The sequence below is a fragment of the Bacteroides sp. AN502(2024) genome, from assembly GCF_041227145.1.
Lineage (GTDB): Bacteria > Bacteroidota > Bacteroidia > Bacteroidales > Bacteroidaceae > Bacteroides.
Map to the genome: position 1 here is coordinate 72,959 of NZ_JBGFSP010000004.1, position 22,163 is coordinate 95,121.

Genomic DNA, 22,163 nt, shown 5'->3' on the forward strand with positions numbered 1-22,163 from the left:
ATTCTTTTAAAATGGGGATGTAAAATTTTCGGTAAATTCAGTTGTCCAATCTACATGTCGGTGCAACTCAACTATCAGTTCGAGCCGTTCCAATCGCGTAAGTTCCGTGTTGCCGATTATGTTTCTTGTGACGAGTTCATCTTTGAATCTTTTAAGTAGGGTATAGAAGTTACTGGTGTCATCAAGGTTTTTCAAATCCCGATAACCATTCATGTAGCTTCTTTCAAGGTCTTCACCGGACGGCGTCCCTTCCTCGTCGGCCTTAAGATAGAAAAGGCAGAATACATTGAGGAAGTCAAAAGACGGATTTTTATCAGTCAAAGAACGTCTTACCAACCTCACAGCGCCTAACAGGTGTTTCACATTATCTTTAGGTGTACCGCCGGGGGCTATGAGGTTATCGTCGATGACTCGCATATATTTGAAAATATGCTCAAAGTCAAAATTTCTACCGCTGTCAGTGTCTTTTACCAATGAGAAAGGCTCACCATTGGGAGCTTCAAACTCCGGACGTGCGTATTTTGAATTGAAGTAAAAATAAATGTCATCCTTCAATTCTTCATTTACTTGCAGCCAACTTTCATCGCTGGAGATAGCTCGTTTGCAAAAGTCATCAATATCTTGAATGGCTCTTTTTCGTTTAGTGGCAATATTGCTATATATGAAATCCGTCAGATAACCGAGGCACTGTTGCATCTCATTCGCTCCTTTGTATAGTTTTGCCTTCTCTATTTCATTCGCTGCACGTTCTTCCGAGAAATATCGTTCAAGGAATGTCTGAAGATTCTTGAAATAGGAACCGGGTGCAAGTTTCTTCGTAACGATACGAAACTCCTCGCGTATGTAATCTTGAGTATAATCCTCTATCAACCCAATGCAGCACATACGATAGATAGCTTTCATCAAAGCTTCATAATACCGTTGCTTTTTATCTTCCAGTTTATGATGATTCCCACCGATTGGACGAAGTCCGGCCTTTAACAAGTGTCCATCAAGTGTTTCAGAATCTTTAGACGGATATTTGTAAGAGATGTATGCAACGATTGTGTCTCCGATGTCAGCATTGTTCATTCTGGATAGGAATCCACTGACGGTTTTGTTTGTTTGTGACGTTTCATCCACCTCATTCAATGAAGCTTCTTGTTGCGTCATCAAGTAATACATTACCCACTTCTCAAACTGCGGACCGATGAAATTACCATCATAGAAGAACTTGTGTACCCCGAAATCAACGGGAATCTGCTCATACAAACGAGTGTTCGGGTCTTGCTCGCTAAAGACTCTGTCATTATACAAGATAACAGAAAGTGCCATTTTGCGGTCTCGACCAGCACGACCGGCTTCTTGGACGTATGCTTCAAGAGAGCCGGAATGATTGACGTTTAACGTAAACCGCACATTCGGTTTGTCTATTCCCATGCCGAATGCTTTGGTTGCAACCATTATATTTGTGTCACCTTGAATAAATTCGTCTTGCGCTGTCAGGACATCGCCTCCACAATATCGACTAACTGCATCAACGCCTAATCCATCAGAAATTTGGCGAGCAATACCGGGGTTATTCATAGAGTCATTGACCCCAATTGATCCTACACGATGGGGGCAGAAAACAATGGCAGATGATGGATTGTCTTTGCGCAAAAACCAGTTGCGGTCCACCTCGGTTGACAAGTCGAACGATTTGATGAATTTACCATAATCACTATTCTCATCAATGTTTTCTCTGTCAAGAAAGCGCTGCTTTATTGTGGCTATGTTTTCCGGCTTCAAAAGTTCAGTCATTGAAGAATAGAAAACATCTCGAACTACATCCGCTACCTTCTTATTTTTCGCCGCATATATATCCCATTTAGAATGAGCCTCCGGGTCATCTACTGGAATAACGCGATATTGAAGTTCAAGCCTGTTTGTATTCTCATATCTTACAGTTGATTGTGGGTCAAGGGGAAATGCGGAATCTCCCGACAACTCGCGTTCAACATCAGCAAGCACATCAAACGATGCAGTAGCTGTCAATCCTATCATAGTTATGTGATTGAGGTCAGGATTATCAGTCTGTTTGGGCGATACATACTGATACATATTGCGCCCAAGGTGGAGATAAGCAAATCTGAAATCATGTCCCCATTCTGAGACACAATGAACCTCATCTATTACACCGTATGAGAAATAAACATGGTTATCTCTCATAGCACGCAAGGATTCTCTGAAACGATATATTGCCAACCGTTCAGGAGACATTAAGACGAATAGTTTCTTTGACTCCTTCATCTCTCTTTCTCTTGCAGCCTTGTCCGAAACTGTAGAATTGATGTAGGTGCATATATCTATACCACATTTCATAAGACCGTCATACTGGTCTTTCATCAATGAGACAAGAGGGTCAACCACAATTGTAACTCCGGGTTGGAGCATCGCTGAAATCTGATATGTCAGGGACTTACCTCCACCGGTCGGCAATAGTCCAATAACACTTTTCAATTGTAATGCGCGAGAAATAATTGGCAACTGTCCTTCTCTGAAATCTTGCTTCCTAAAAAGAAGTTGCACAAAATAGCGAATATGCTCTACATTCTCCTCAATGGAATCGTGTATGCCCTGCGCATTTAGCGTTGTAAGAGGTTTATATACAATCCTGTCGGTTGTATAGATATAGTTTTCAGAGATTAACTCCTCAATAGAACGAACATTGAAGTAGCACTGATTTTTTGCCTTAAATTCAGAAAATTCCACATCCATCGGCTTTGATTTCTCTGTTAGAGAGACGTCTATCACCATGTCGTACTCTACATTACTAAGTCCGGCATTCGCCACTGTATATACATCATTGCCCAAATGGAGAGGTGAATCTTGATATTCCGGATTGATAATAGTAAGTTCAACCTCCGGGAATTTAAGATTATCATAATCACGACTTGCGGATGCAATATGATCAAACATCATTGAAAGTTCCTTGAATGCTATTGCGGCACATGGCACATCTGATTCTTTAACAAGGACTTTCCATAAATTTGATTCTAATGAGATATGGCCAGTCAGAATTGCCTCTATCACTGTTTTTTGTATGCGAGCAACTGCTAACGGGACTGACTTTATCAAATATTTTATCTTGGCATCAATATTTTCGATTGTCGGTTTGTATGCTATGGCTCCAAACCTTTTGGCATTCTCATCGATTGCGGAAAAGCGCATAAACTCCACGAACAGATTCTCCAAATAAGGGCTGGTTCTCGTGGGTAGTCCCCTGACAACCATATTATTGACCACGGCAAGAATTGGATTGACATCGTCATATACACTCGCGCCCAAGTCAAAAGGAGCCAAGACATCAAAGGCAGTTTCTTCCGCAGTAATTGTCATCTCCGGAATCGCATCAAGTAAGTCAGATTTGTAAGCGGCTCTGAATTGCTTGGGAGCAAAGAACTTATATGGTATAAGTATGGGCGTTCCTGAATCTAATGAGAATGTAAAGTTCCGGATAAAACAACCGAATGTGTATCCACCATACGATTTGCGATGGAAGAACTCCGTGTCCCTGAAAGGTTGGTAGAATGTCGTGGATTTTTCGTCAAAATAACGACAAAAGGAGTTTATTCTATCTTCTCGATGATTAGCTGGACCAAAACATGCCACCACATGTTCATGTCCATTTGAAGCAATAACCTCGGCCAAAGTCTTTAGGTTAATAGTTTCAATATCAAGAATATTTGAAAACAGATGAATTACTGTGTTATATTGGATGGTTATTTCATCAACACATTCAAACTGCAATTTACAGGAAGCAGGTAATCCTTTATTTATTTTTGTGATTTTTATGTCAGGGAAACAAGAGCGAATATTCAATTCTGCCCTTGACAACGCTGCCGATGAAGGCTCGACTAATGTAATCTTTTTAAGATTTCCGAGACGCTTTATCTGTTTGAGATATTGAATCAAACATACACTTCCAATACCTTGACCACATCCCCAATCGAAGACCTCAAATGGATTGGAAAAAGACTGGGAAAGCAATGACATTATTGCTTTAAATGCTTTCGCGGCATGGGATTCACCATATCCAGCCATGTAGCAATTAAGACCGTCATCGGTTTGTAGGATGTTGACTCCATGATTTACTTCCGGATGCAGCCACGGTGCTTTGTTATAATCTGACGGCACAAGATTCTGGCACGTCTTGATTATATCCTCAATTGTAAGAGGCGAATATTTTTTAATTTCGTCCCGATACATTATCGTCCTGTTATTGTGTCTTGTAGTGGGTTCAACTTATGTTGATTCCAATTGTTTACTGCAACTTCCTTACTTGAATTTGCATAGCAGTATTCACAAAGATGAGGGCAAGTATTATATTCGCCTATATCCTTGCTTTTCATGCAGCCACATGCGGTGCGTTGCCCCTTATCTCTATTATTCTTTTCAATAATAGCAAATCTTTCGTCGCTAAGTAAAATTGCATCGCATGGTATTTCGACAGGTTCTAATTCGGCAAAAAGGCTACCTGAATTTGTGGAGTCTATAATTTTTGCTCCGAGGAATTGCATAAGTTCTGACGAATGATAACCGAAACGCACCATGAGACGGTCATCCACACAATGATTATGCTCTACACCATGCAGATTTGCTGATTCTCCACAAGTTGCAAGAGTAAAGTTCCATCCTGTATTTTGATTGAGTTCGACTAACCGTTGAGCAAACTCAATCATCTGCACTTGTGTCCAATCTTGATAGGCAATATTGCTTCGTTCAAGATTAGTTTTGACTTTACGATAGGAGATAATGTCAGCAAAGCTGAAAACGAGTTTCTCCGTATAGTCACGGAGGTGGTTACCGATATTTTCAATTTTTTGTAACAACTTATCCATATTGATTTTGTCAGTAAGGATAAGCGGGTCAAAGCGCCAAACGACAGCGCCTTTACCGAGTTTGTCAACAAGCAGCTTAAATGTTTCGATACGCTCTGCGATCGGAGGCACACCACGTTCAAGACCTTCTTCCTCGTAGTCATTGAGAGTGTATTGAATGTAGCAGCCGATACCGCGCTCTTTCAAATAATCCAGATGCCTTAGAAGTGGTCGGGGATTTTTAGACCAAAATACTATGAACTTAGTATCAGCATACCCAACATAGCTTTTTACGCCATTGAAAGGATTTGTCCATGCGGAGTAACCTTTTTTTAGCCTATTAAAAAACCAATCGGCGTAGAAAGCCGGTATATCCGTGCTTCGGCTTGCAAATACCACAATGGGAAAGGTGGCTTTAGCCACTTCTCCATTATCAAGAGTAACGAATCTATCTTCTTGCTTCTTTGCCATTATTAAAAATCAACATCAGCATTATCATATACCTTTTCATGCAAAAAGGATAATACCTTGGCATGATTTTTTTCTCCGTCCGAGGCGATGGTTGCTCTGCTTTTGTTATGCCCAAAGAAATTATTGTCAATTTTTCTTTCGAGGTCAGCAAGCGTAGCATTTAACATAGGTATGTTCCGGAAGACAGGAGATTTGGAGAGGTCACTATATATCATTGTATATAGTGCATCACGACTTTCAAATTGAGATAGTCCCATGAAGTCAAACCCTGAACTGGTATTTGTTGCGGAAGAAACAGTATACTGAAAAGCCTCGCGATTATTAAGCATAACGAGTATGCGGTTTCTTATTAAATTCAGGTCTGTGGGATTTTTCTTGATAGCGTCACTTAAAAGAAGGTATGCAAGACTAATGATTTGTTGTCTATCATCGATGTCTTCAACAGTACCGTAGGAAATAAATACGAACAATCCATTTCCTAACAATGCTTTATCCTGAACATCTTTTAGCAGTGAGGGATTTTGTTGAATTTCCCTCCACGCCTTAAACATAGGATGATAAACTGCATCTCCATCGTTGCCGCTTTGAAGGCAAGACATAGCTTGTTGAGCTAATTCTTCAAAGTGTGGTTTACTCTTTGGTTTAGCAGTCGCTTCTGCAACGACATTAAGATTAGACGCAGAATTGTCAGTTTTGCGATATTCTAAGTCAATATTACGGTCGAACATATGAAGAACGCATTTGGAAACTTTACCATTAGAGTAATACACCGTAAAGCCGTAGTCGCGATAGTCAACCTCTTGCCAACCGAAAGGAGTTTGTGCTTCGATAGGGAAACCTCGGAGTTCAACCTTATCTGCTGTTTTGCTGACAATACGCATAGGCTTATCCGACATATTCGGTTTGCCGAGATCATCATTAAAAACTTTAACGATGTAGCCGTCGCCGGGATTGAGTTTATAGCCACGGCAACCATTTGTGTTTTTCTCAACACTAACAGTACGGATACATTGTTGTAAACCCATAACCTCAGAGCCGTTTTCAAATCTTAGATGGCAATCAGATTTGAAAACGAAAGGTTCTATTGTTGACGGATTAGGCGCAACTGGTATCGACTGGGGCTGCGATTGCCCCAGATTAGTGGGCTTCTGAACCGACTGGGAAGAAGTATTAGCCGCAACCATTTGTTGAGACTTTTGTTCTTCCTCTTCCTTCTTGCCAAATAAGAAATCTAAAAATCCCATATTTACATATTATTTTACCGGTAGCTCTACGGTAATTATACGAAAAGAAAACGTGAGCCAACTATGCCACGTCTTAACTTGAAGGTCGTAGGAAACCATTTGCACAGATGTAACAATAGCAGCCCACGCTATATGCGTGAGAACCACTATGCTATCTTTGTGCGATTTGAAAATTTCCTACGTTTTCAAGTTCAAGATACGCATAACGCTTCTTATTTTTCCAAAATGTCGTGGAGAGGTCGTAACCTATCCAACGGCAAAGTTAGCAATAATTTATGACACTCCTGATACCGAGAGGTCAAAAGAATCCCTGAATGGGAAATTTTCACAACCGATGTAGAGGGTATCGAAAGCGTCGGAGCTGTCGGTGCGGTGTTCGAGCAGGTCTTCCTCGGACTCGGCGAACTTTTCGCCGGACTTGTCCTTGCGGAAGCCGTTGCGCCCACGCAACAACCCTGCGGATTGGATTGCGAGGATAAGGTCTTCATTGTTGGAGCGGTTGAAGAACGGCATCAGGCGTTGCTTACCTGCGAAGCCCTAATCTATTATGTGTGTTATAGTATAGATGAGAAAAATATTGGTACATAGCGCAAAACGTAAGGTAATTTGCCGAACATCAGCAGTTCGGCATAGGTAAGCAATCCGTTATTTGTAATATTTACGCTCTCACAAAAAAACGCATCATTGACATCACGCAAATCCAAATATAACTTTTTCACACCTTATCTGCTGCCCCAAATTTCTCAAAAATAGAATACTTATTCTCCCTCTTGTTCCCATTTAATCTGCATCTCCCTTGAAAGTTCCACGATTTCTCGGCTTACCCTCACAAGGTCGATGGTACATTTCTCCAATTTGTAGAGAAGCATCATCGCCTTCTTCTCGGAAAAGTGGATGCGAAGCTCTTTGACGACCTGATTGTAGTTGGTGCCGATGGCTCGGAACTGGGCATGGAAGTCGGACAACTTGGTGTAATAATCCACCAACGTCTTATCCACTTTCAATACCCGGAACTTCTGACCGAAGAAATGCGCCTTGAGAAAGACGGCTTTCGCATACACCTGTGATTCCTCGTACATCGTGAGAAACCTGTTCCATTCCACATCATCGAAGCGCACCATCACGCAGTGCGTCTTCGGGTTCAACTTGGGATTTCTCCCGTACTTGCTCTTCTTGTTCATGCTGCTTGTTATTTCAATTTAACGGTTCATTCATTGTCTAATCTCCGATTAAAAAACATCGAAATTATCCGACTGCGGAGGATAATTCTGCCCACGGCGGTGCAAGGATTTTCAGTTACTTAGAATTATTCGGGTAACTGAAAATATATCTTGCTGTGTCTTTGAGGACACAAGAATCCTCCGCTTGTCGGATTGGTTTCCGAGTGTAATAAATCACTTGGGTATCGGTTAAGCCGATGAAGTGTATTCACCAGCCTAACCGACTTTCCGTAATTTCGTCAGAGTTTGCGCCACTGCTCAATGTCATTCCGGTAGGCGTTGAGGTGCAAGCGGACAAGGTTTTCAATCAGCCCCGATGCGCTCATGCCCTTTCCTCCGAGGTAGCGGACAACCCTGTCCAGCTCGTCACGTACTGTCTCACTAACGAACACGGGCTTGCGGTTGACAATCTTCGGAACTTGAAGGTAAGTGGTGCGGTACTCCTCTAACGACAGTCTGCGCTGTTTGCCGCTGATGCGTTTCTGCGGCACTGCCGCTTCCTCTGTCACCCCATCTGACGGTTTATTCGCCATAGCGGTCTCCGCTTCTTCCTTGACGGCCTTGCCGGGCTGCTCCAGTTCAGCCGGATCCAGACCGATGTTCCTGTAGAAGTCATCCATCGACTTAAGGCTGTAGGATTCCCTGCGTCCCATTCTTTCCACGATTTCACGAGCTTCCTGCTCACTGATGTTTGGTTCTCTTTTCATTGTAAAAACAAAATTATTAAGTTATTGACTGTGGTCTTGGCAGGTGCCTCAACCGATTATCGCAAGCAAAGTAAGTGGCTATAATGCAGCCGGTCAAGCATTCGGGTTTTGTTAGGCAATTTTGTATGACTTTGCTTTAATACCGTCCGGATAACGGTGAGGACTTCTTTGATTTGCCGGAGATGAATAGCTGAAAGAACAAAGGCTTGATTACGGACGAAATTGAATTAAACCCTTATTCCCGCTCTTGCCGCTTTCCTAATTTGCGGAGTTAAGAAGATAAACGCTACCTCCAACCGATGCCAACCTCTACCACCCTGTGCCACATGCTACCAGTAATAGTAAAGACCATTGTCAGGTGACGGATTCTGTTTTTCTTTGCGTCAAAAGGAATAATGACAGCTAAAAAAGGTGGTGAAGAAATCATGGCACATTGGCTTGCCCATAGGTAACCGGCAAGCAACAACTCGGACAACCGCTACCATACCGGTGCCAAACGCTGCCAGTTCCGAAAAAGCCATTGTTTTATAGAATTTTGCCCATTTCTTTGCAGCGAAAGAGAAATAACAACAAAATATTAATGTATATGGAAATCGTTTCAATCGAAAAAAAAACCTTTGAGGAGCTGGTCGCCAAGTTCGACCGTTTCGTCCGCCGCATGGATGCCATCTGCCATCGGCACGGAGAGAAAAGAATGAGTGAGTGGATGGACAATCAAGACGTGTGCCAAATGCTCAATATCAGCCCGCGCACGTTGCAGACACTGCGCGACAACGGCACGCTGGCTTACTCGCAGATAAACCACAAGACGTATTACCGCCCCGAAGACGTGCAGCGGATTGTAGCGGTTGTCGAGGACAGGCGGAAGGAAGCGAAGTTCAAAGGCAGGACAATATGAATAGAGTAAACAGAATATAATGACAATAACCGCTAAATCCGAAGTAATATGAACGAATTGATTACCAAAAACAGTGAGTGGATAATCCACTTCATGAGCAACCTCGACCGCCTGTTGGACGGCTTCGAGCACCTGACAGCCAACTACCGCCCGACTTTGGGCGGAGAACGGTTCTTTACCGACAAGGAGGTGTCGGCACGCTTGAAAGTGAGCCGCCGGACGCTTCAGGACTACCGCAACGAAGGACGGATACCCTACATCCAGTTGGGCGGCAAAATCCTTTACCGGGAATCCGACATCGAGCGGATGCTGTCGGACAGCTACCGCCCTGCATACCGATTGACGGGCACCTGATTTTCTTGAAGGAGCGAAGTTTGCCGTCTGCCCACAATTTGCGGCAGCAATAGTCCATTCAACGAAAAAAGAAAGAACGGCTTACGGATGAAGCATCAAAATCCCGCTTCGTCTGTAAGCCGTTCCTTCTTTTCGTTTCTTCTGATTTCCCGTCAGTCGCTTGTTTCCGCTGCCGGATGCCTTCTCAGTGCGTGGCAGGGCAGCGGCAAGGTTTTCGGGCTGAATACGCTCAAACCTGTTTGAGGAAGATTCTGCCCGAAACGGCTCTGCCGCCCGACCTTGCGGCTGACACCCAAGTTACGCACTACCTTTGCATCCGTGCATCGGAAACGGGAGACTGACGGGATGTAGCTCAACAATACCATAGGTTGCCGCCTTTGCCACAAGAAACGAACAGCATCGCTTGTGTTCCTTTTATCCTTGCACAGATTCTATCCATAACGAACCGTCTGAACGCCATACTCTCCTTACTGCATATCCTGAATGCAACGGCTATAACCACTTCAAGGCTGTAAACATCATAGCTGATGCCGTCCGATTGCTTGACATACTTCATCGTTTCAGCTGCGTTCAATACCTTGTTCTTGTAGATAGCATGAATAGCTTTTCGGATGTCACACGAGAACACCCCGAACAGGTTCGGCTATTTCAAATTGGGTCATCCATACGGGTGCGGTCTGTATTGTGAACATACCCGTTTCACTGATTGTTATTGTACCTCTTTCCATAATACACATATTTGCCATTGTCTATTTGCTGTTCTTCTTTTTCTTTTCGTCGGTAGATTCCATTTTTCTGCGCTCCATCAGCTTATCCATATCCTTTGAAATTTTATCATCGGTTATCCGTGCATACCCCTGTGTCGTCCGGATATTGGAATGCCCCATCATCTTGGCTATACTCTCAATGGGTATGTCCGCTGAAATTAAGAAAGTTCCAAAGCTATGACGACTTTGATGATAGCTCAATTTATCCTCTTTCCCTATGATAACGCCCATCTCATGAACATCAAACCAGAGGGCATCACGGCTGGGAAGAGGAAATACAGGCTGCTCGTCATCGGTCGTATTGTACAGCGACAATATCCGTTCCGCTATGGGATGCAGGGGGATGAACGCCTCCACCTTTGTCTTCTTGCGGTTGATGCGGATGTACCGTCTGCCCTCCGCATTCGTCCCGATGTGGTGCGGATGCAAAAGCATTATATCCACATACGCCAATCCGGTCAGGGTCGAAAAGATGAAAGCCCGTCTTGCCAGTTCCATCCGCTTGTCATACATCGGGGTGGAAAGTATCTTCTTGAACTCCTCTCGGCTGATATACTTGTGCCTTGCCTCCGGCTTTGGCTCATACTCCAAGTCCTCACAGGGATTCACACGGATAATCTCTTTATCGACTGCCAAGTACAGCAGGCGGTTCAGCCAGCACATACATTTGTTGGTTTGGGTTGCGCTGAAGTTCTTGCATTTCTTCAGATAGGCTTTGTAGGACTTACCGAAATCCTCCGTCACTTCTTCAAGGGCAATGTCTTTCTTCCCGGAAGACGCGAGGTAATCCGTCAGGTACTTCTGGTAGTACATTGAAGCCCGATAGGAGGAAGTGGAATCTATTTCTTCGGAATGTCTCTTCAACCGCTCCCGTTCCCATTCTCCCATTTGAAGAAGGGTAACGGGATGAAGGTTTTGTCCGGCAAGGTAATTCTTCAGCATCTCGGCACTGACCACGCCTTGCGATTTCAGTATCTCATCGTAGGCTTCTTTTGTTAACCGCATGTATTCCCGTAAACGGTTGTTCTCCCTTACGGTCTTTATCTCGTTTTTCCTGCCGTTCCAATCTTCGGGGCGGCAATAGATGCCTGTACTGATGGCGGTCTGTTTACCGTCAATGCTTATACGGCAGAGAACGGCGGTCGTACCGTCAGCCTTTATCTTGCTGCGATTGATATAGGGCAATAATGAAAATGTGCTTCGCATATCGTTTTCTGTATTAAAGGGTCAGTTTGAAATCTTGGGTCGCTTCGATGAACTTGTCCATGTCCTCAAAGAGTTTTTTCGGGCTGACGCGGGCATATACTTGAGTGGTGGAAATATCGGAGTGTCCCAGCATCCGGCTGATGGTCTCAATCGGCACGCCCGCTTCAAGCGTAATCAACGAGGCGAAGCTGTGCCTCGCAACATGGAAAGTCAAGTTCTTCGTGATGCCGCAAAGATCGCCAATCTCCTTGAGGTAAGAATTCATCTTTTGATTGGTAAGAACAGGGAAAAGTCGGCCGTCACGATAAGTCTTGTGATTGTATTTGGCAATGAGGCTCTTGGGAATGTCCAACAAGAGCACATTGGTCTCCACATTCGTTTTTTGCCGCTTGGTCATAATCCACTGCTTGTCATCGAGCGTCACGATATTGTCGGGAGTGAGATTGGACACATCGATATATGCCAACCCCGTGAAGCAGGAGAATATGAAAATATCCCGTACCAAAGCCAATCGCTCGATGCTCAAATCCTTGTTGGCGATTCGAAGAATTTCCTCGTCTGTGAGGAAACCACGATCGACAGGCTCTAAGTGAAAACGATGGTTGACAAAAGGGTCATGGAGGAGAAAACCGTGTCTGAAAGCATAGAGAGTAACGGTCTTTAAGGTTTTCATTTTCTTTACAGATGTATTGAACGCACATCCGCCGATGGTACGGAGATAAAGCTCGAATTCCTCAATTACGGATGGGGTAAGCTCGGTCAGACCTATATCCTTTCTGCCGTACTTGAAAGAAAGAAATTCGGAAAAATGACGGCGCAGCACACTGTATTTTTGCAGACTTGCCTTGCTTAGGTTTACTCCGACACGCTGCCGGACATTCTCTATGAATCTATCGAAAATCGGAAGGAAGGTGCTGTATTCACGACTCTTGCCGGAATAATACGAGCGAATCTTATCCAAAGACAGGTTCTCATCATCTTCCAGTTTGCGGAAAATGGCATGAAGTGTGGTGGAAATACTGTCCAAAGAGGAGTTTACAGACAACACCTCAGCCGTTCGTCCTTTCATCCGGCTGGTTGTATTGTTCCACAAGGACTTGTTCACGAATATCTTCGTGGAACCGAAATTTGCCATCTCACCGTTAAGAAACACTCGGAGCATGACGGGCGACTTGCCTTCTTTGTTCTCATAGTTGGAACGCAGGTAGAAGGAGACCTTGAAATTCATTTTCATAACGCAACATTCTTTTGTTGTAGCACTCGGCTGCAAAGTTAATATTTAGCATACTGATAAAGAAAGAGTTATTGCCGTCAATATGCTATTCGGAATGCCGTCACTGCTACATTTTTTGTATGCTGAATTTTTGTGTAGCAGTAAGTGTAGCAGAATATGACCGAATGATGACTATCGAAACATGGGCTTATGCCGTCAAGCTATAGAGGTATATACAAAGAAAAATCGTTGTAAAACCTTGATTTTACAACGATTAGCAAATTTTTGAAGGCTAAATTGACTACCTTTTTGAAGCCTATTTGAAGCCCATTTGCGGAGAGACAGGGATTCGAACCCCGGGAAGTGTTACCTTCAACGGTTTTCAAGACCGCCGCAATCGACCACTCTGCCACCTCTCCAAAATTCCCTTTCAGAAGTGCTTTCCGTTGGAAGCGGTGCAAAGGTACGAATCATTTTTAATTCTGCAAATATTCTGATATTTTTTTCGCGAATTAATCCAATATTGTCCTAAATAAATTTTGAGCATGAGCTAACTGACTATACTGTTAAGTATAGCCTCGAGAGTTCAAAATCAATCCCCCCTAATCGTTTTCGATGGTTTCGGGAGGTGGTGTAAATGGTTGATCAAGCCATTTTTGGAGGTCGATTTTGGTAAATGTGTTCAGCCGGAGCGTGACCACAAGGTTAGCCAATGCCCATTTGTATCTTGCGATGTGCTTTAGCCATGTCAGAATCAGCATTGTAGTCATAGCAGTCCATATTTGGGTCTCTACGGCATTGCGGGATGTGCCGATAAAGCTCTTGATGCGTAGCAGTTGCTTGAGGTTGCGAAAGAAGATTTCTATGTTCCACCGAGCCTTGTACAGAGCCGCTATGCTTGATGCTGCCAATGTGAAGTTGTTTGTGAGTAACTCAATTTCAAAACCGTGTTCATCGTTCCATACTGCGATGCGACGTAAACGTTTGGGATATTTGGATTTGGCCGCCGAGAGTTCGAACTCGATTATTTCGTCAATAAGTACATTCTGAGCGTGTTTTTCAGGCAAAGGCAACTCCTCTATGGCTTTGTACCGGATATTGTCTTTATGACGCACTACAAAGAACACGTTGCTGCTGTCCCAATTATTCAGCAATGAGTAGTCACAGTAGCCTCGGTCGGCTACTACAATACTATACGGATGTAACTCAATATCAAAAGCAGCTTTGTTGTCGGTGGTTTTGCCATCGGTGATATTCACGAACTCCGGCAAAAGACTGTCATAGTCCAATAGCGTGTGCATCTTGACCGCCCCCTTGGTGGTAGTGTAATGTGCCCAGTCATATATTGACAGAGTCAATGACACCAATGTGGAGTCGAGCAGTTTTATCGGCATCTTGAAACGGAACTTTCTTCGTTGCCATAGGGCTTGCTGTCCGAAATACTGAAACAACGAGTAGAATATGCCGCGAAAAACCGAACTGTCTCGGTTGGCGTTCTGATATGCTACCGTTGACTTGGATGGTGCACGGTTGATTCCCAAATGATTGAGGTTGCCGGTGGCTGATTTCAGCCCGTTTGAGATATCTCTGACTGAATCACATCCTGAGAATTGGCTGAAAATCATGCTAACAAACTGACTCCATGTATTGTAGCCCTTGCAATGCTTGTCTGACCCCGAAGATTTTATGATTTTCCTGATATTTTCTTTCGGGAGATGTGATATTACCTGTGCGAAAAGTGTTATATTTGCCATAGGAAGTAGATGAGTTGGTAGCTTGCTACTAAGGTAGTCATTTTACCTTAGTTCTACTTCCTTTTTATTTGTTCCCCCCAATTTATTTAGGACAATATTGGAATTAATCGTATTTTTGCAGCTCATTAGTAAGAAGAAAAATATGATATACCCTCACAACTTTGAGCAAAAGATAGGATTCGACCAGATAAGACAGTTACTAAAAGATAAGTGTCTCAGTACTTTAGGCAAAGAAAGAGTTGCAGGCATGAATTTTTCCGAACAATATGAAGAGATTGAGGAGAGATTAAATCAAGTAACAGAGTTTGTCCGCATTATCCAGGAAGAGGACGGATTTCCCGATCAGTTTTTCTTTGACGTCCGTCCTTCACTCAAGCGTGTGCGGATAGAACGAATGTATTTGGACGAACAAGAGCTATTCGATCTACGCCGTTCATTAGAAACCATCCATGACATTGTACGCTTCTTGCATCGGAACGAAGATGAAGAAGAAAACAACGCCCCCTACCCCAGCCTGAAACGACTGTCAGGAGATATTGCCGTTTTCCCCCAACTGATAAGGAAAATAGACGGCATCCTTGACAAATATGGAAAAATCAAGGATAATGCCTCTACCGAATTGGCCCGCATACGTCACGAACTTACCAGTACGATGGGAAATATTTCCCGTTCATTAAATAGTATCCTGCGCAGCGCACAATCCGAAGGATACGTGGACAAAGACGTAACACCCACCATGCGTGACGGACGTCTGGTGATTCCGGTTGCCTCCGGAGTCAAACGAAAAATCAAAGGTATCGTACATGATGAATCCGCCAGCGGAAAAACAGTGTTTATAGAGCCTGCGGAAGTAGTGGAAGCCAACAATCGCATCCGTGAACTCGAAAGCGACGAACGGCGTGAAATCATTCGCATCCTTACCGAGTTCTCAAACATGCTCCGTCCATCTATCCCGGAAATACTCCAATCATACGAATTTCTGGCAGAGATCGATTTTATCCGTGCGAAAAGCTACTTTGCCATACAGACCCATAGCCTGAAACCCACCGTGGAGAATGAGCAACTACTGGATTGGACGATGGCCGTGCATCCTTTATTACAACTTTCACTAGCCAAACATGGAAAGAAAGTCGTACCACTGGATATACAGCTCGACCCCAAACAACGCATCCTTATTATATCCGGACCGAACGCCGGGGGAAAGTCCGTCTGTTTGAAAACAGTCGGTTTGCTGCAATATATGCTGCAATGCGGTATGCTGATTCCCTTGCACGAACGTAGTCGCACCGGAATATTCAGTAGCATCTTTATCGATATCGGTGATGAGCAATCTATTGAAGACGATTTGAGCACCTACTCTTCTCACCTGACCAATATGAAAATCATGATGAAGAGCTGCAACAAACGGAGTCTCATCCTGATTGACGAGTTCGGCGGAGGCACGGAGCCACAAATCGGAGGTGCCATTGCCGAAGCCGTGCTGAAACGTTTCAATCAGAAAGGAACATTCGGAGTCATTACCACCCACTACCAGAATCTGAAACACTTTGCCGAAGAGCATGAAGGAGTAGTGAACGGCGCCATGCTTTACGACCGTCATCTCATGCAAGCACTTTTCCAATTGCAAATCGGAAATCCGGGAAGTTCGTTTGCCGTAGAAATCGCACGAAAAATCGGACTACCGGAAGATGTCATCGCAGATGCTTCGGAGATCGTAGGAAGCGAATATATCAACGCAGACAAATACCTTCAGGACATTGTGCGCGACAAGCGTTACTGGGAAGGAAAACGTCAAACCATCCGTCAACGGGAAAAGCACATGGAAGAGACCATCGCCCGTTACCAGGCAGAGATGGAAGAATTGCAAAAATCCCGGAAAGAGATTATCCGGCAAGCAAAAGAAGAAGCCCAACGCATGCTTCAGGAATCAAATGCCCGCATTGAAAATACGATTCGCAAGATAAAGGAAGCGCAAGCCGAAAAGGAGAAGACACGCCAGGCACGTCAGGAACTGGCCGATTTCCGAACCTCTTTGGATGCATCGGCATCTAAGGAGCAGGAAGAGAAAATCGCCCGGAAAATGGAGAAACTAAAGGAGAAGCAAGAGCGGAAGAGAAACAAAAAAAGTGAACCGAAAGCTGTAACATCTTCTCCATTGAGTGTCCCGAAAGTAGTGCCGATTGCGGTAGGAGAAAATGTAAAGATCAAAGGACAGACAAGCGTCGGACAAGTGATGGAAATCAATGGCAAGAATGCGACTGTTGCCTTTGGAAGTATCAAAACGACCGTCAAAACAGACCGGCTGGAACATGTCAGTCATGCACCCAAGACGGAAGGGATTGCCAAAAGCACCTTTGTCAGTAGCCAAACACACGATCAGATGTACGAAAAGAAACTTAGCTTCAAACAGGATATTGATGTGCGCGGAATGCGTGGAGACGAAGCCTTACAGGCGGTCACCTATTTTATTGATGATGCCATATTGGTCGGCATGAATCGAGTGCGTATCCTTCACGGCACAGGAACAGGAATACTTCGTACACTGATCCGCCAATATCTGGCCACCGTACCGGGAGTCAGTCATTATGCCGACGAACATGTACAGTTCGGCGGTGCCGGAATCACAGTAGTCGATTTCGACTAACGTGTAAACAAAAGGAATCCAAGGAGCTTGTTCGCATTTAGACGAGTCGATCTTTCTATTTCCAATGATGAATTACAAACGGATGCCGGAAGCGGAAGGCTGTACGGGCATTTATTTGCCTGGATTATAACGACAATTATCGGTATTGTTGTATATTTGCACTTCAGAAAAAAATGGTATTAACAAAATCCATCATGAGTCATGAAATCAATTAAAGAGCTATATAGAATAGGTACAGGCCCTTCCAGCAGCCACACAATGGGACCACGCAAGGCCGCCGAAATGTTTTTGGAACGTCATCCGGACGCAGCATCCTTTAAAGTAACCCTATACGGCAGTTTGGCAGCTACTGGCAAAGGGCACATGACAGATATAGCCATTATAGACACTTTACGGCCCATCGCTCCGATAGAAATTGTGTGGCAACCCAAAGTCTTCCTACCGTTCCATCCCAATGGAATGACATTTACAGCTTTGGACAACAATAATAAAGTGCAGGAAAACTGGACTGTCTATAGTATCGGCGGCGGTGCACTGGCAGAAAGCAGCCATCCGACCATCGAAAGTCCGGATGTGTACGGTATGGAAAACATGACCGAGATACTCCAATGGTGCGAAGATACCGGAAAAAGTTATTGGGAATATGTGAAAGAATGTGAGGAAGAAGATATATGGGATTATCTGGCTGAAGTCTGGGCCACCATGAAAGATGCCATTCACCGTGGACTGGAAGAGGAAGGAGTACTTCCCGGCCCACTGAATCTCAGACGAAAAGCCTCCACCTATTACATACGTGCTACCGGATACAAACAATCCCTGCAATCCAGAGGACTCGTCTTTTCTTATGCTCTGGCAGTAAGTGAAGAGAATGCTTCCGGTGGAAAAATTGTGACAGCTCCTACCTGCGGTTCCTGCGGAGTGATGCCTGCCGTACTATATCATCTCCAGCAAAGCCGTGATTTCAGTGATATGCGCATTCTACGCGCGTTGGCCACTGCCGGATTGTTTGGCAACATTGTCAAATTCAATGCATCCATTTCCGGAGCAGAAGTAGGTTGTCAGGGAGAAGTAGGCGTAGCCTGCGCAATGGCTTCGGCTGCCGCCAATCAATTATTCGGAGGTAGTCCCGCACAAATCGAATATGCAGCAGAAATGGGATTGGAACACCATCTGGGAATGACGTGCGACCCGGTATGTGGATTGGTGCAAATTCCCTGCATCGAACGAAATGCATACGCTGCCGCACGTGCGCTGGATGCTAATCTTTATTCAGCTTTCACCGATGGTATGCACCGTGTCTCTTTCGACAAAGTAGTGCAAGTAATGAAGCAGACCGGACACGACCTTCCATCGCTTTACAAAGAAACAAGCGAAGGAGGATTAGCCAAGGATTATCAACAAATGTAATCATAAAAACAAGCCCCGGCTTTGTTATTATCCAAGGTTTATGCAACTTTCGGCATAAAGCTTTTCGTTATGCCGAAGAATCAATAAGAGGCTGTCTGACAAGTCCTATTTTAACGATTTCACCCCTGCCGGAATATGCTTTGACAGGGGTGACTTCTAATTTTTGAGACCTGTTAGACAGCCTCTTCAAAAGGATGACATTCTGCTTATTTATACTCTGCCCAACTCCTGATAGCCACATCGTCCACACTCATCGTACAGAAAGCATTGATAAATGCGCTGGCCAACCGGGCATTCGTAATCAACGGAATATTCAAGTCGATGGCGGCACGACGAATTTTATATCCATTATCCAATTCTCCGGCTGTCAGGTTCTTTGGTATATTGACCACCATATCGATTTCCTTGCTATGAAGCATCTCCAATGCCTGTGGATGTCCCTCCTCACTCGGCCAATAAACATGAGTACTTTCAATTCCATTCTCTGCAAGTGTTTTGTGTGTACCACCCGTTGCAAAGAGTTTATATCCCTTATTTACCAACATACGGGCTGCATCCATCATATCAGCTTTCTGCTTCATCGTACCCGTAGAAAGCAGGATATTCTTCTTCGGAATACGATAGCCCACGGAAAGCATCGCTTTAAGTATGGCACAAGAAGTATCCGTACCGATACAGCCCACTTCACCGGTAGAAGCCATATCTACCCCCAATACCGGATCGGCTTTCTGCAGACGGTTGAAGGAGAACTGGGAAGCCTTGATTCCGACATAATCCAGTTCGAAGAGATTCTTCTCCGGTTTCTCCACAGGCAGACCAAGCATCACTTTCGTTGCCAGCTCGATAAAGTTGATCTTCAACACCTTGCTGACAAACGGAAAAGAACGGCTGGCACGAAGATTACATTCGATGACCTTGATATCGTTGTCTTTCGCCAGATATTGAATATTGAACGGACCGGAGATATTCAAAGCCTTGGCAATCTCACGACTGATACGCTTGATACGGCGAACTGTTTCTACATACAACTTCTGTGGTGGAAACTGAATCGTAGCGTCACCGGAGTGCACTCCCGCAAACTCAATATGTTCACTAATAGCGTATGCCACGATTTCTCCATTCTGCGCCACAGCATCCATTTCCACCTCCTTGGCGTGTTCGATGAATTGGCTTACCACCACCGGATGTTTCTTCGATACATTGGCTGCCAGTTTAAGGAAACGTTCCAATTCTTCCTGATTGGAACAGACATTCATTGCAGCCCCCGAAAGCACGTAAGACGGACGGACAAGTACGGGAAAACCGACTTCTTCAACAAACTCCTGAATGTCATCCATCGAAGTCAACTCACGCCAACGAGGCTGATCCACACCGATACGGTCGAGCATGGCAGAGAACTTCTCACGGTCCTCGGCATTGTCAATGCTCTTGGCACTTGTACCAAGAATATGGATATGCTGTGCATCCAGGCGTAAAGCAAGATTATTCGGAATCTGACCACCGGTAGATACAATCACGCCATGTGGATTCTCAAGTTCCAGAATATCCATCACACGCTCAAAACTCAGTTCGTCGAAGTATAGACGGTCGCACATATCGTAGTCCGTAGACACGGTTTCAGGATTATAGTTAATCATCACGCTGCGCCATCCTTCCTTGCGAATCGTATTCAAAGCCTGAACACCACACCAGTCAAATTCTACCGAAGAGCCGATACGGTAAGCACCGGAACCCAATACGACAATAGACTTATGATCGCCCAGATAATGTACATCATTCGCTACACCACTATAAGTAAGGTACAGATAATTGGTTTGGGCCGGATATTCTGCAGCCAGCGTATCAATCTGTTTCACAACCGGAAGGATCCCCACACGCTTACGATGATTACGGATATAAAGAATTCCCTCTTCCATGTCTCCCTCGTAGCCGACAGCACGGGCAATCTGGAAATCAGAAAAACCCTGAACTTTAGCTTTACGAAGCAATTCGTCCGGCAAATCGGCAATCTGTTTGTGGTTATTTCCCCAACTATGCAACTCCTCGGAAGTGTTCATGATATTCATCAACTTCCGGAGGAACCATTTATCAATCTTCGTAAGTTCATGCACCTGGTCGATGGTATATCCGGCACGGAACGCTTTCGAAATGACAAAAATACGTTTGTCAGTCGGTTCACGTAATGCCTTATCAATATCCGGAATAACCAATTCCTTGTTTTCTACAAATCCATGCATTCCCTGTCCGATCATACGAAGCCCTTTCTGAATCACCTCTTCAAAAGTGCGTCCGATGGCCATTACCTCACCTACAGATTTCATCGAAGAGCCCAATTCTTTATCAACCCCATGGAATTTCCCCAGATCCCAACGCGGTATTTTACAAACCACATAATCCAGTGCAGGTTCAAAGAAGGCAGAAGTCGTTTTCGTTACAGAGTTTTTCAAGTCGAATAATCCGTAACCCAGTCCCAACTTGGCAGCAACAAAAGCCAGCGGATAACCGGTTGCCTTGGATGCCAAAGCAGAAGAACGGGAAAGACGGGCGTTCACTTCAATCACCCGATAATCTTCGGATTCGGGATCGAAGGCATATTGTACGTTACATTCCCCCACAATACCCACATGGCGGATGATACGTATGGCCAACTCGCGAAGTTTATGGTATTCTTTATTCGTAAGCGTTTGCGACGGAGCGATGACAATAGATTCACCGGTATGAATACCCAACGGATCGAAGTTCTCCATATTACAAACGGTGATACAGTTGTCGAAGCGGTCACGCACCACTTCATATTCCACTTCCTTCCAGCCACGCAGTGATTTTTCCACCAATACCTGCGGAGAGAAAGAGAATGCTTTTTCTACCAAAATATTCAGTTGCTCTTCGTTATCACAAAAACCCGAACCCAAGCCACCCAATGCATAAGCTGCACGAACAATGACCGGATAGCCCAGCTCTTTCGCCGCCCAACGGGCATCTTCCGCATTTTCCACGGCCTCACTCTGAATGGTCTTTACATTGATCTCATTCAATTTCTGAACGAACAGTTCACGGTCTTCGGTATCCATAATAGCTTGTACCGGAGTACCGAGCACCTGTACATTATATTTCTCCAGGATGCCTTCCTTATATAAAGCCACTCCACAATTCAAAGCCGTCTGTCCACCGAATGCCAGCATGATACCTTCCGGCTTCTCTTTTTGAATCACTTTCTCTACGAAATAGGGAGTCACCGGAAGGAAGTAAATCTGATCCGCCACTCCTTCAGACGTCTGTACCGTAGCAATATTGGGATTAATAAGAATGGTCTCAATACCTTCTTCTTTCAGGGCTTTGAGTGCCTGCGAACCAGAATAGTCGAACTCACCGGCCTCACCGATTTTCAGGGCACCGGAACCCAGCAGCAATACTTTCTTTATATTTTCTTTCATGAT

The 22,163-nt window shown here is 44.5% G+C and carries 15 protein-coding genes, 1 tRNA gene and 1 pseudogene; 4 read left to right on the forward strand and 13 right to left on the reverse strand.

The features are described 5' to 3' along the window. Positions 1–6 precede the first annotated feature (6 nt). From AB9N12_RS15170 to AB9N12_RS15195, 6 genes are all read right to left on the reverse strand, one after another. Complete coding sequence (locus AB9N12_RS15170; protein ID WP_369892948.1) at positions 7–4,230, reverse strand: DEAD/DEAH box helicase; 4,224 nt, start codon at positions 4,228–4,230, stop codon at positions 7–9. Beyond that, complete coding sequence (locus tag AB9N12_RS15175; protein WP_369892949.1) at positions 4,230–5,312, reverse strand: DUF1848 domain-containing protein; 1,083 nt, start codon at positions 5,310–5,312, stop codon at positions 4,230–4,232. Before AB9N12_RS15175 ends, AB9N12_RS15170 begins: the two co-directional genes overlap by 1 nt. Before the next feature lie 2 nt (positions 5,313–5,314). Continuing rightward, positions 5,315–6,556: a hypothetical protein gene (locus AB9N12_RS15180; RefSeq protein ID WP_369892950.1), complete on the reverse strand. Its 1,242-nt coding sequence runs from the start codon at positions 6,554–6,556 to the stop codon at positions 5,315–5,317. 273 nt (positions 6,557–6,829) lie between these two features. Further along, positions 6,830–7,069, reverse strand: coding sequence for a hypothetical protein (locus AB9N12_RS15185; RefSeq protein WP_369892951.1), 240 nt, complete (start codon positions 7,067–7,069; stop codon positions 6,830–6,832). Positions 7,070–7,314: 245 nt separating this feature from the next. Next, positions 7,315–7,737 carry a conjugal transfer protein MobA gene (gene mobA / locus AB9N12_RS15190; RefSeq protein WP_369892952.1) on the reverse strand — a complete coding sequence of 141 codons (423 nt, stop codon included), beginning with the start codon at positions 7,735–7,737 and terminating at the stop codon, positions 7,315–7,317. Positions 7,738–8,015: 278 nt separating this feature from the next. Next, on the reverse strand, positions 8,016–8,483 hold the full coding sequence (locus AB9N12_RS15195) for a DUF3408 domain-containing protein (protein WP_369892953.1): 468 nt from the start codon (positions 8,481–8,483) through the stop codon (positions 8,016–8,018). A 586-nt stretch (positions 8,484–9,069) separates the two neighbouring features. On the opposite strand from AB9N12_RS15195, the gene AB9N12_RS15200 reads away from it, so the two are divergent. Continuing rightward, entirely contained in the window at positions 9,070–9,381 is a 312-nt protein-coding gene (locus AB9N12_RS15200) for a helix-turn-helix domain-containing protein (protein WP_369893273.1), read from the forward strand. A gap of 48 nt (positions 9,382–9,429) precedes the next feature. Beyond that, positions 9,430–9,735 carry a helix-turn-helix domain-containing protein gene (locus tag AB9N12_RS15205; protein ID WP_117815081.1) on the forward strand — a complete coding sequence of 102 codons (306 nt, stop codon included), beginning with the start codon at positions 9,430–9,432 and terminating at the stop codon, positions 9,733–9,735. Positions 9,736–9,887: 152 nt separating this feature from the next. On the opposite strand, the gene AB9N12_RS15210 is transcribed toward AB9N12_RS15205, so the two are convergent. The 6 genes and pseudogenes from AB9N12_RS15210 to AB9N12_RS15235 form a co-directional block, all read right to left on the reverse strand. Further along, complete coding sequence (locus AB9N12_RS15210) at positions 9,888–10,100, reverse strand: hypothetical protein (RefSeq protein ID WP_369892954.1); 213 nt, start codon at positions 10,098–10,100, stop codon at positions 9,888–9,890. Beyond that, positions 10,088–10,463: pseudogene (locus AB9N12_RS15215) on the reverse strand (hypothetical protein). The gene AB9N12_RS15210 and the pseudogene AB9N12_RS15215 overlap by 13 nt, the downstream one beginning before the upstream one ends. Positions 10,464–10,484: 21 nt before the next feature. Then, positions 10,485–11,708: a site-specific integrase gene (locus tag AB9N12_RS15220; RefSeq protein WP_369892955.1), complete on the reverse strand. Its 1,224-nt coding sequence runs from the start codon at positions 11,706–11,708 to the stop codon at positions 10,485–10,487. Between the two features lie 13 nt (positions 11,709–11,721). Further along, on the reverse strand, positions 11,722–12,942 hold the full coding sequence (locus AB9N12_RS15225) for a site-specific integrase (RefSeq protein WP_369892956.1): 1,221 nt from the start codon (positions 12,940–12,942) through the stop codon (positions 11,722–11,724). A 313-nt stretch (positions 12,943–13,255) separates the two neighbouring features. Continuing rightward, positions 13,256–13,340 (reverse strand) — tRNA-Ser (locus AB9N12_RS15230). Between the two features lie 183 nt (positions 13,341–13,523). Then, entirely contained in the window at positions 13,524–14,675 is a 1,152-nt protein-coding gene (locus tag AB9N12_RS15235; RefSeq protein WP_369888970.1) for an IS4 family transposase, read from the reverse strand. Positions 14,676–14,817: 142 nt separating this feature from the next. Here AB9N12_RS15235 and AB9N12_RS15240 point away from each other — a divergent pair, with 142 nt between their 5' ends. After that, the gene (locus tag AB9N12_RS15240) at positions 14,818–17,319 is read left to right on the forward strand and encodes an endonuclease MutS2 (RefSeq protein WP_369892957.1); all 2,502 of its coding nucleotides are present in this window, start codon (positions 14,818–14,820) and stop codon (positions 17,317–17,319) included. Positions 17,320–17,520: 201 nt separating this feature from the next. Next, positions 17,521–18,726: an L-serine ammonia-lyase gene (locus AB9N12_RS15245; protein WP_369892958.1), complete on the forward strand. Its 1,206-nt coding sequence runs from the start codon at positions 17,521–17,523 to the stop codon at positions 18,724–18,726. A gap of 206 nt (positions 18,727–18,932) precedes the next feature. Here the strand turns inward: AB9N12_RS15245 and carB are convergent, their stop codons facing one another. Further along, on the reverse strand, positions 18,933–22,160 hold the full coding sequence (gene carB, locus AB9N12_RS15250; RefSeq protein WP_369892959.1) for a carbamoyl-phosphate synthase (glutamine-hydrolyzing) large subunit: 3,228 nt from the start codon (positions 22,158–22,160) through the stop codon (positions 18,933–18,935). Positions 22,161–22,163 lie beyond the last annotated feature (3 nt).

Excerpts from the sequence above, each read along its gene's own strand:
- AB9N12_RS15240 (WP_369892957.1), top strand. The coding sequence starts at position 14,818 with ATGATATACCCTCACAACTTTGAGCAAAAGATAGGATTCGACCAGATA.
- AB9N12_RS15235 (WP_369888970.1), bottom strand. The coding sequence starts at position 14,675 with ATGGCAAATATAACACTTTTCGCACAGGTAATATCACATCTCCCGAAA.
- AB9N12_RS15200 (WP_369893273.1), top strand. The coding sequence starts at position 9,070 with ATGGAAATCGTTTCAATCGAAAAAAAAACCTTTGAGGAGCTGGTCGCC.
- AB9N12_RS15225 (WP_369892956.1), bottom strand. The coding sequence starts at position 12,942 with ATGAAAATGAATTTCAAGGTCTCCTTCTACCTGCGTTCCAACTATGAG.
- AB9N12_RS15170 (WP_369892948.1), bottom strand. The coding sequence starts at position 4,230 with ATGTATCGGGACGAAATTAAAAAATATTCGCCTCTTACAATTGAGGAT.
- AB9N12_RS15245 (WP_369892958.1), top strand. The coding sequence starts at position 17,521 with ATGAAATCAATTAAAGAGCTATATAGAATAGGTACAGGCCCTTCCAGC.
- AB9N12_RS15205 (WP_117815081.1), top strand. The coding sequence starts at position 9,430 with ATGAACGAATTGATTACCAAAAACAGTGAGTGGATAATCCACTTCATG.
- AB9N12_RS15180 (WP_369892950.1), bottom strand. The coding sequence starts at position 6,556 with ATGGGATTTTTAGATTTCTTATTTGGCAAGAAGGAAGAGGAAGAACAA.
- AB9N12_RS15175 (WP_369892949.1), bottom strand. The coding sequence starts at position 5,312 with ATGGCAAAGAAGCAAGAAGATAGATTCGTTACTCTTGATAATGGAGAA.
- AB9N12_RS15185 (WP_369892951.1), bottom strand. The coding sequence starts at position 7,069 with ATGCCGTTCTTCAACCGCTCCAACAATGAAGACCTTATCCTCGCAATC.
- AB9N12_RS15195 (WP_369892953.1), bottom strand. The coding sequence starts at position 8,483 with ATGAAAAGAGAACCAAACATCAGTGAGCAGGAAGCTCGTGAAATCGTG.
- carB (WP_369892959.1), bottom strand. The coding sequence starts at position 22,160 with ATGAAAGAAAATATAAAGAAAGTATTGCTGCTGGGTTCCGGTGCCCTG.
- AB9N12_RS15220 (WP_369892955.1), bottom strand. The coding sequence starts at position 11,708 with ATGCGAAGCACATTTTCATTATTGCCCTATATCAATCGCAGCAAGATA.
- mobA (WP_369892952.1), bottom strand. The coding sequence starts at position 7,737 with ATGAACAAGAAGAGCAAGTACGGGAGAAATCCCAAGTTGAACCCGAAG.
- AB9N12_RS15210 (WP_369892954.1), bottom strand. The coding sequence starts at position 10,100 with ATGGTATTGTTGAGCTACATCCCGTCAGTCTCCCGTTTCCGATGCACG.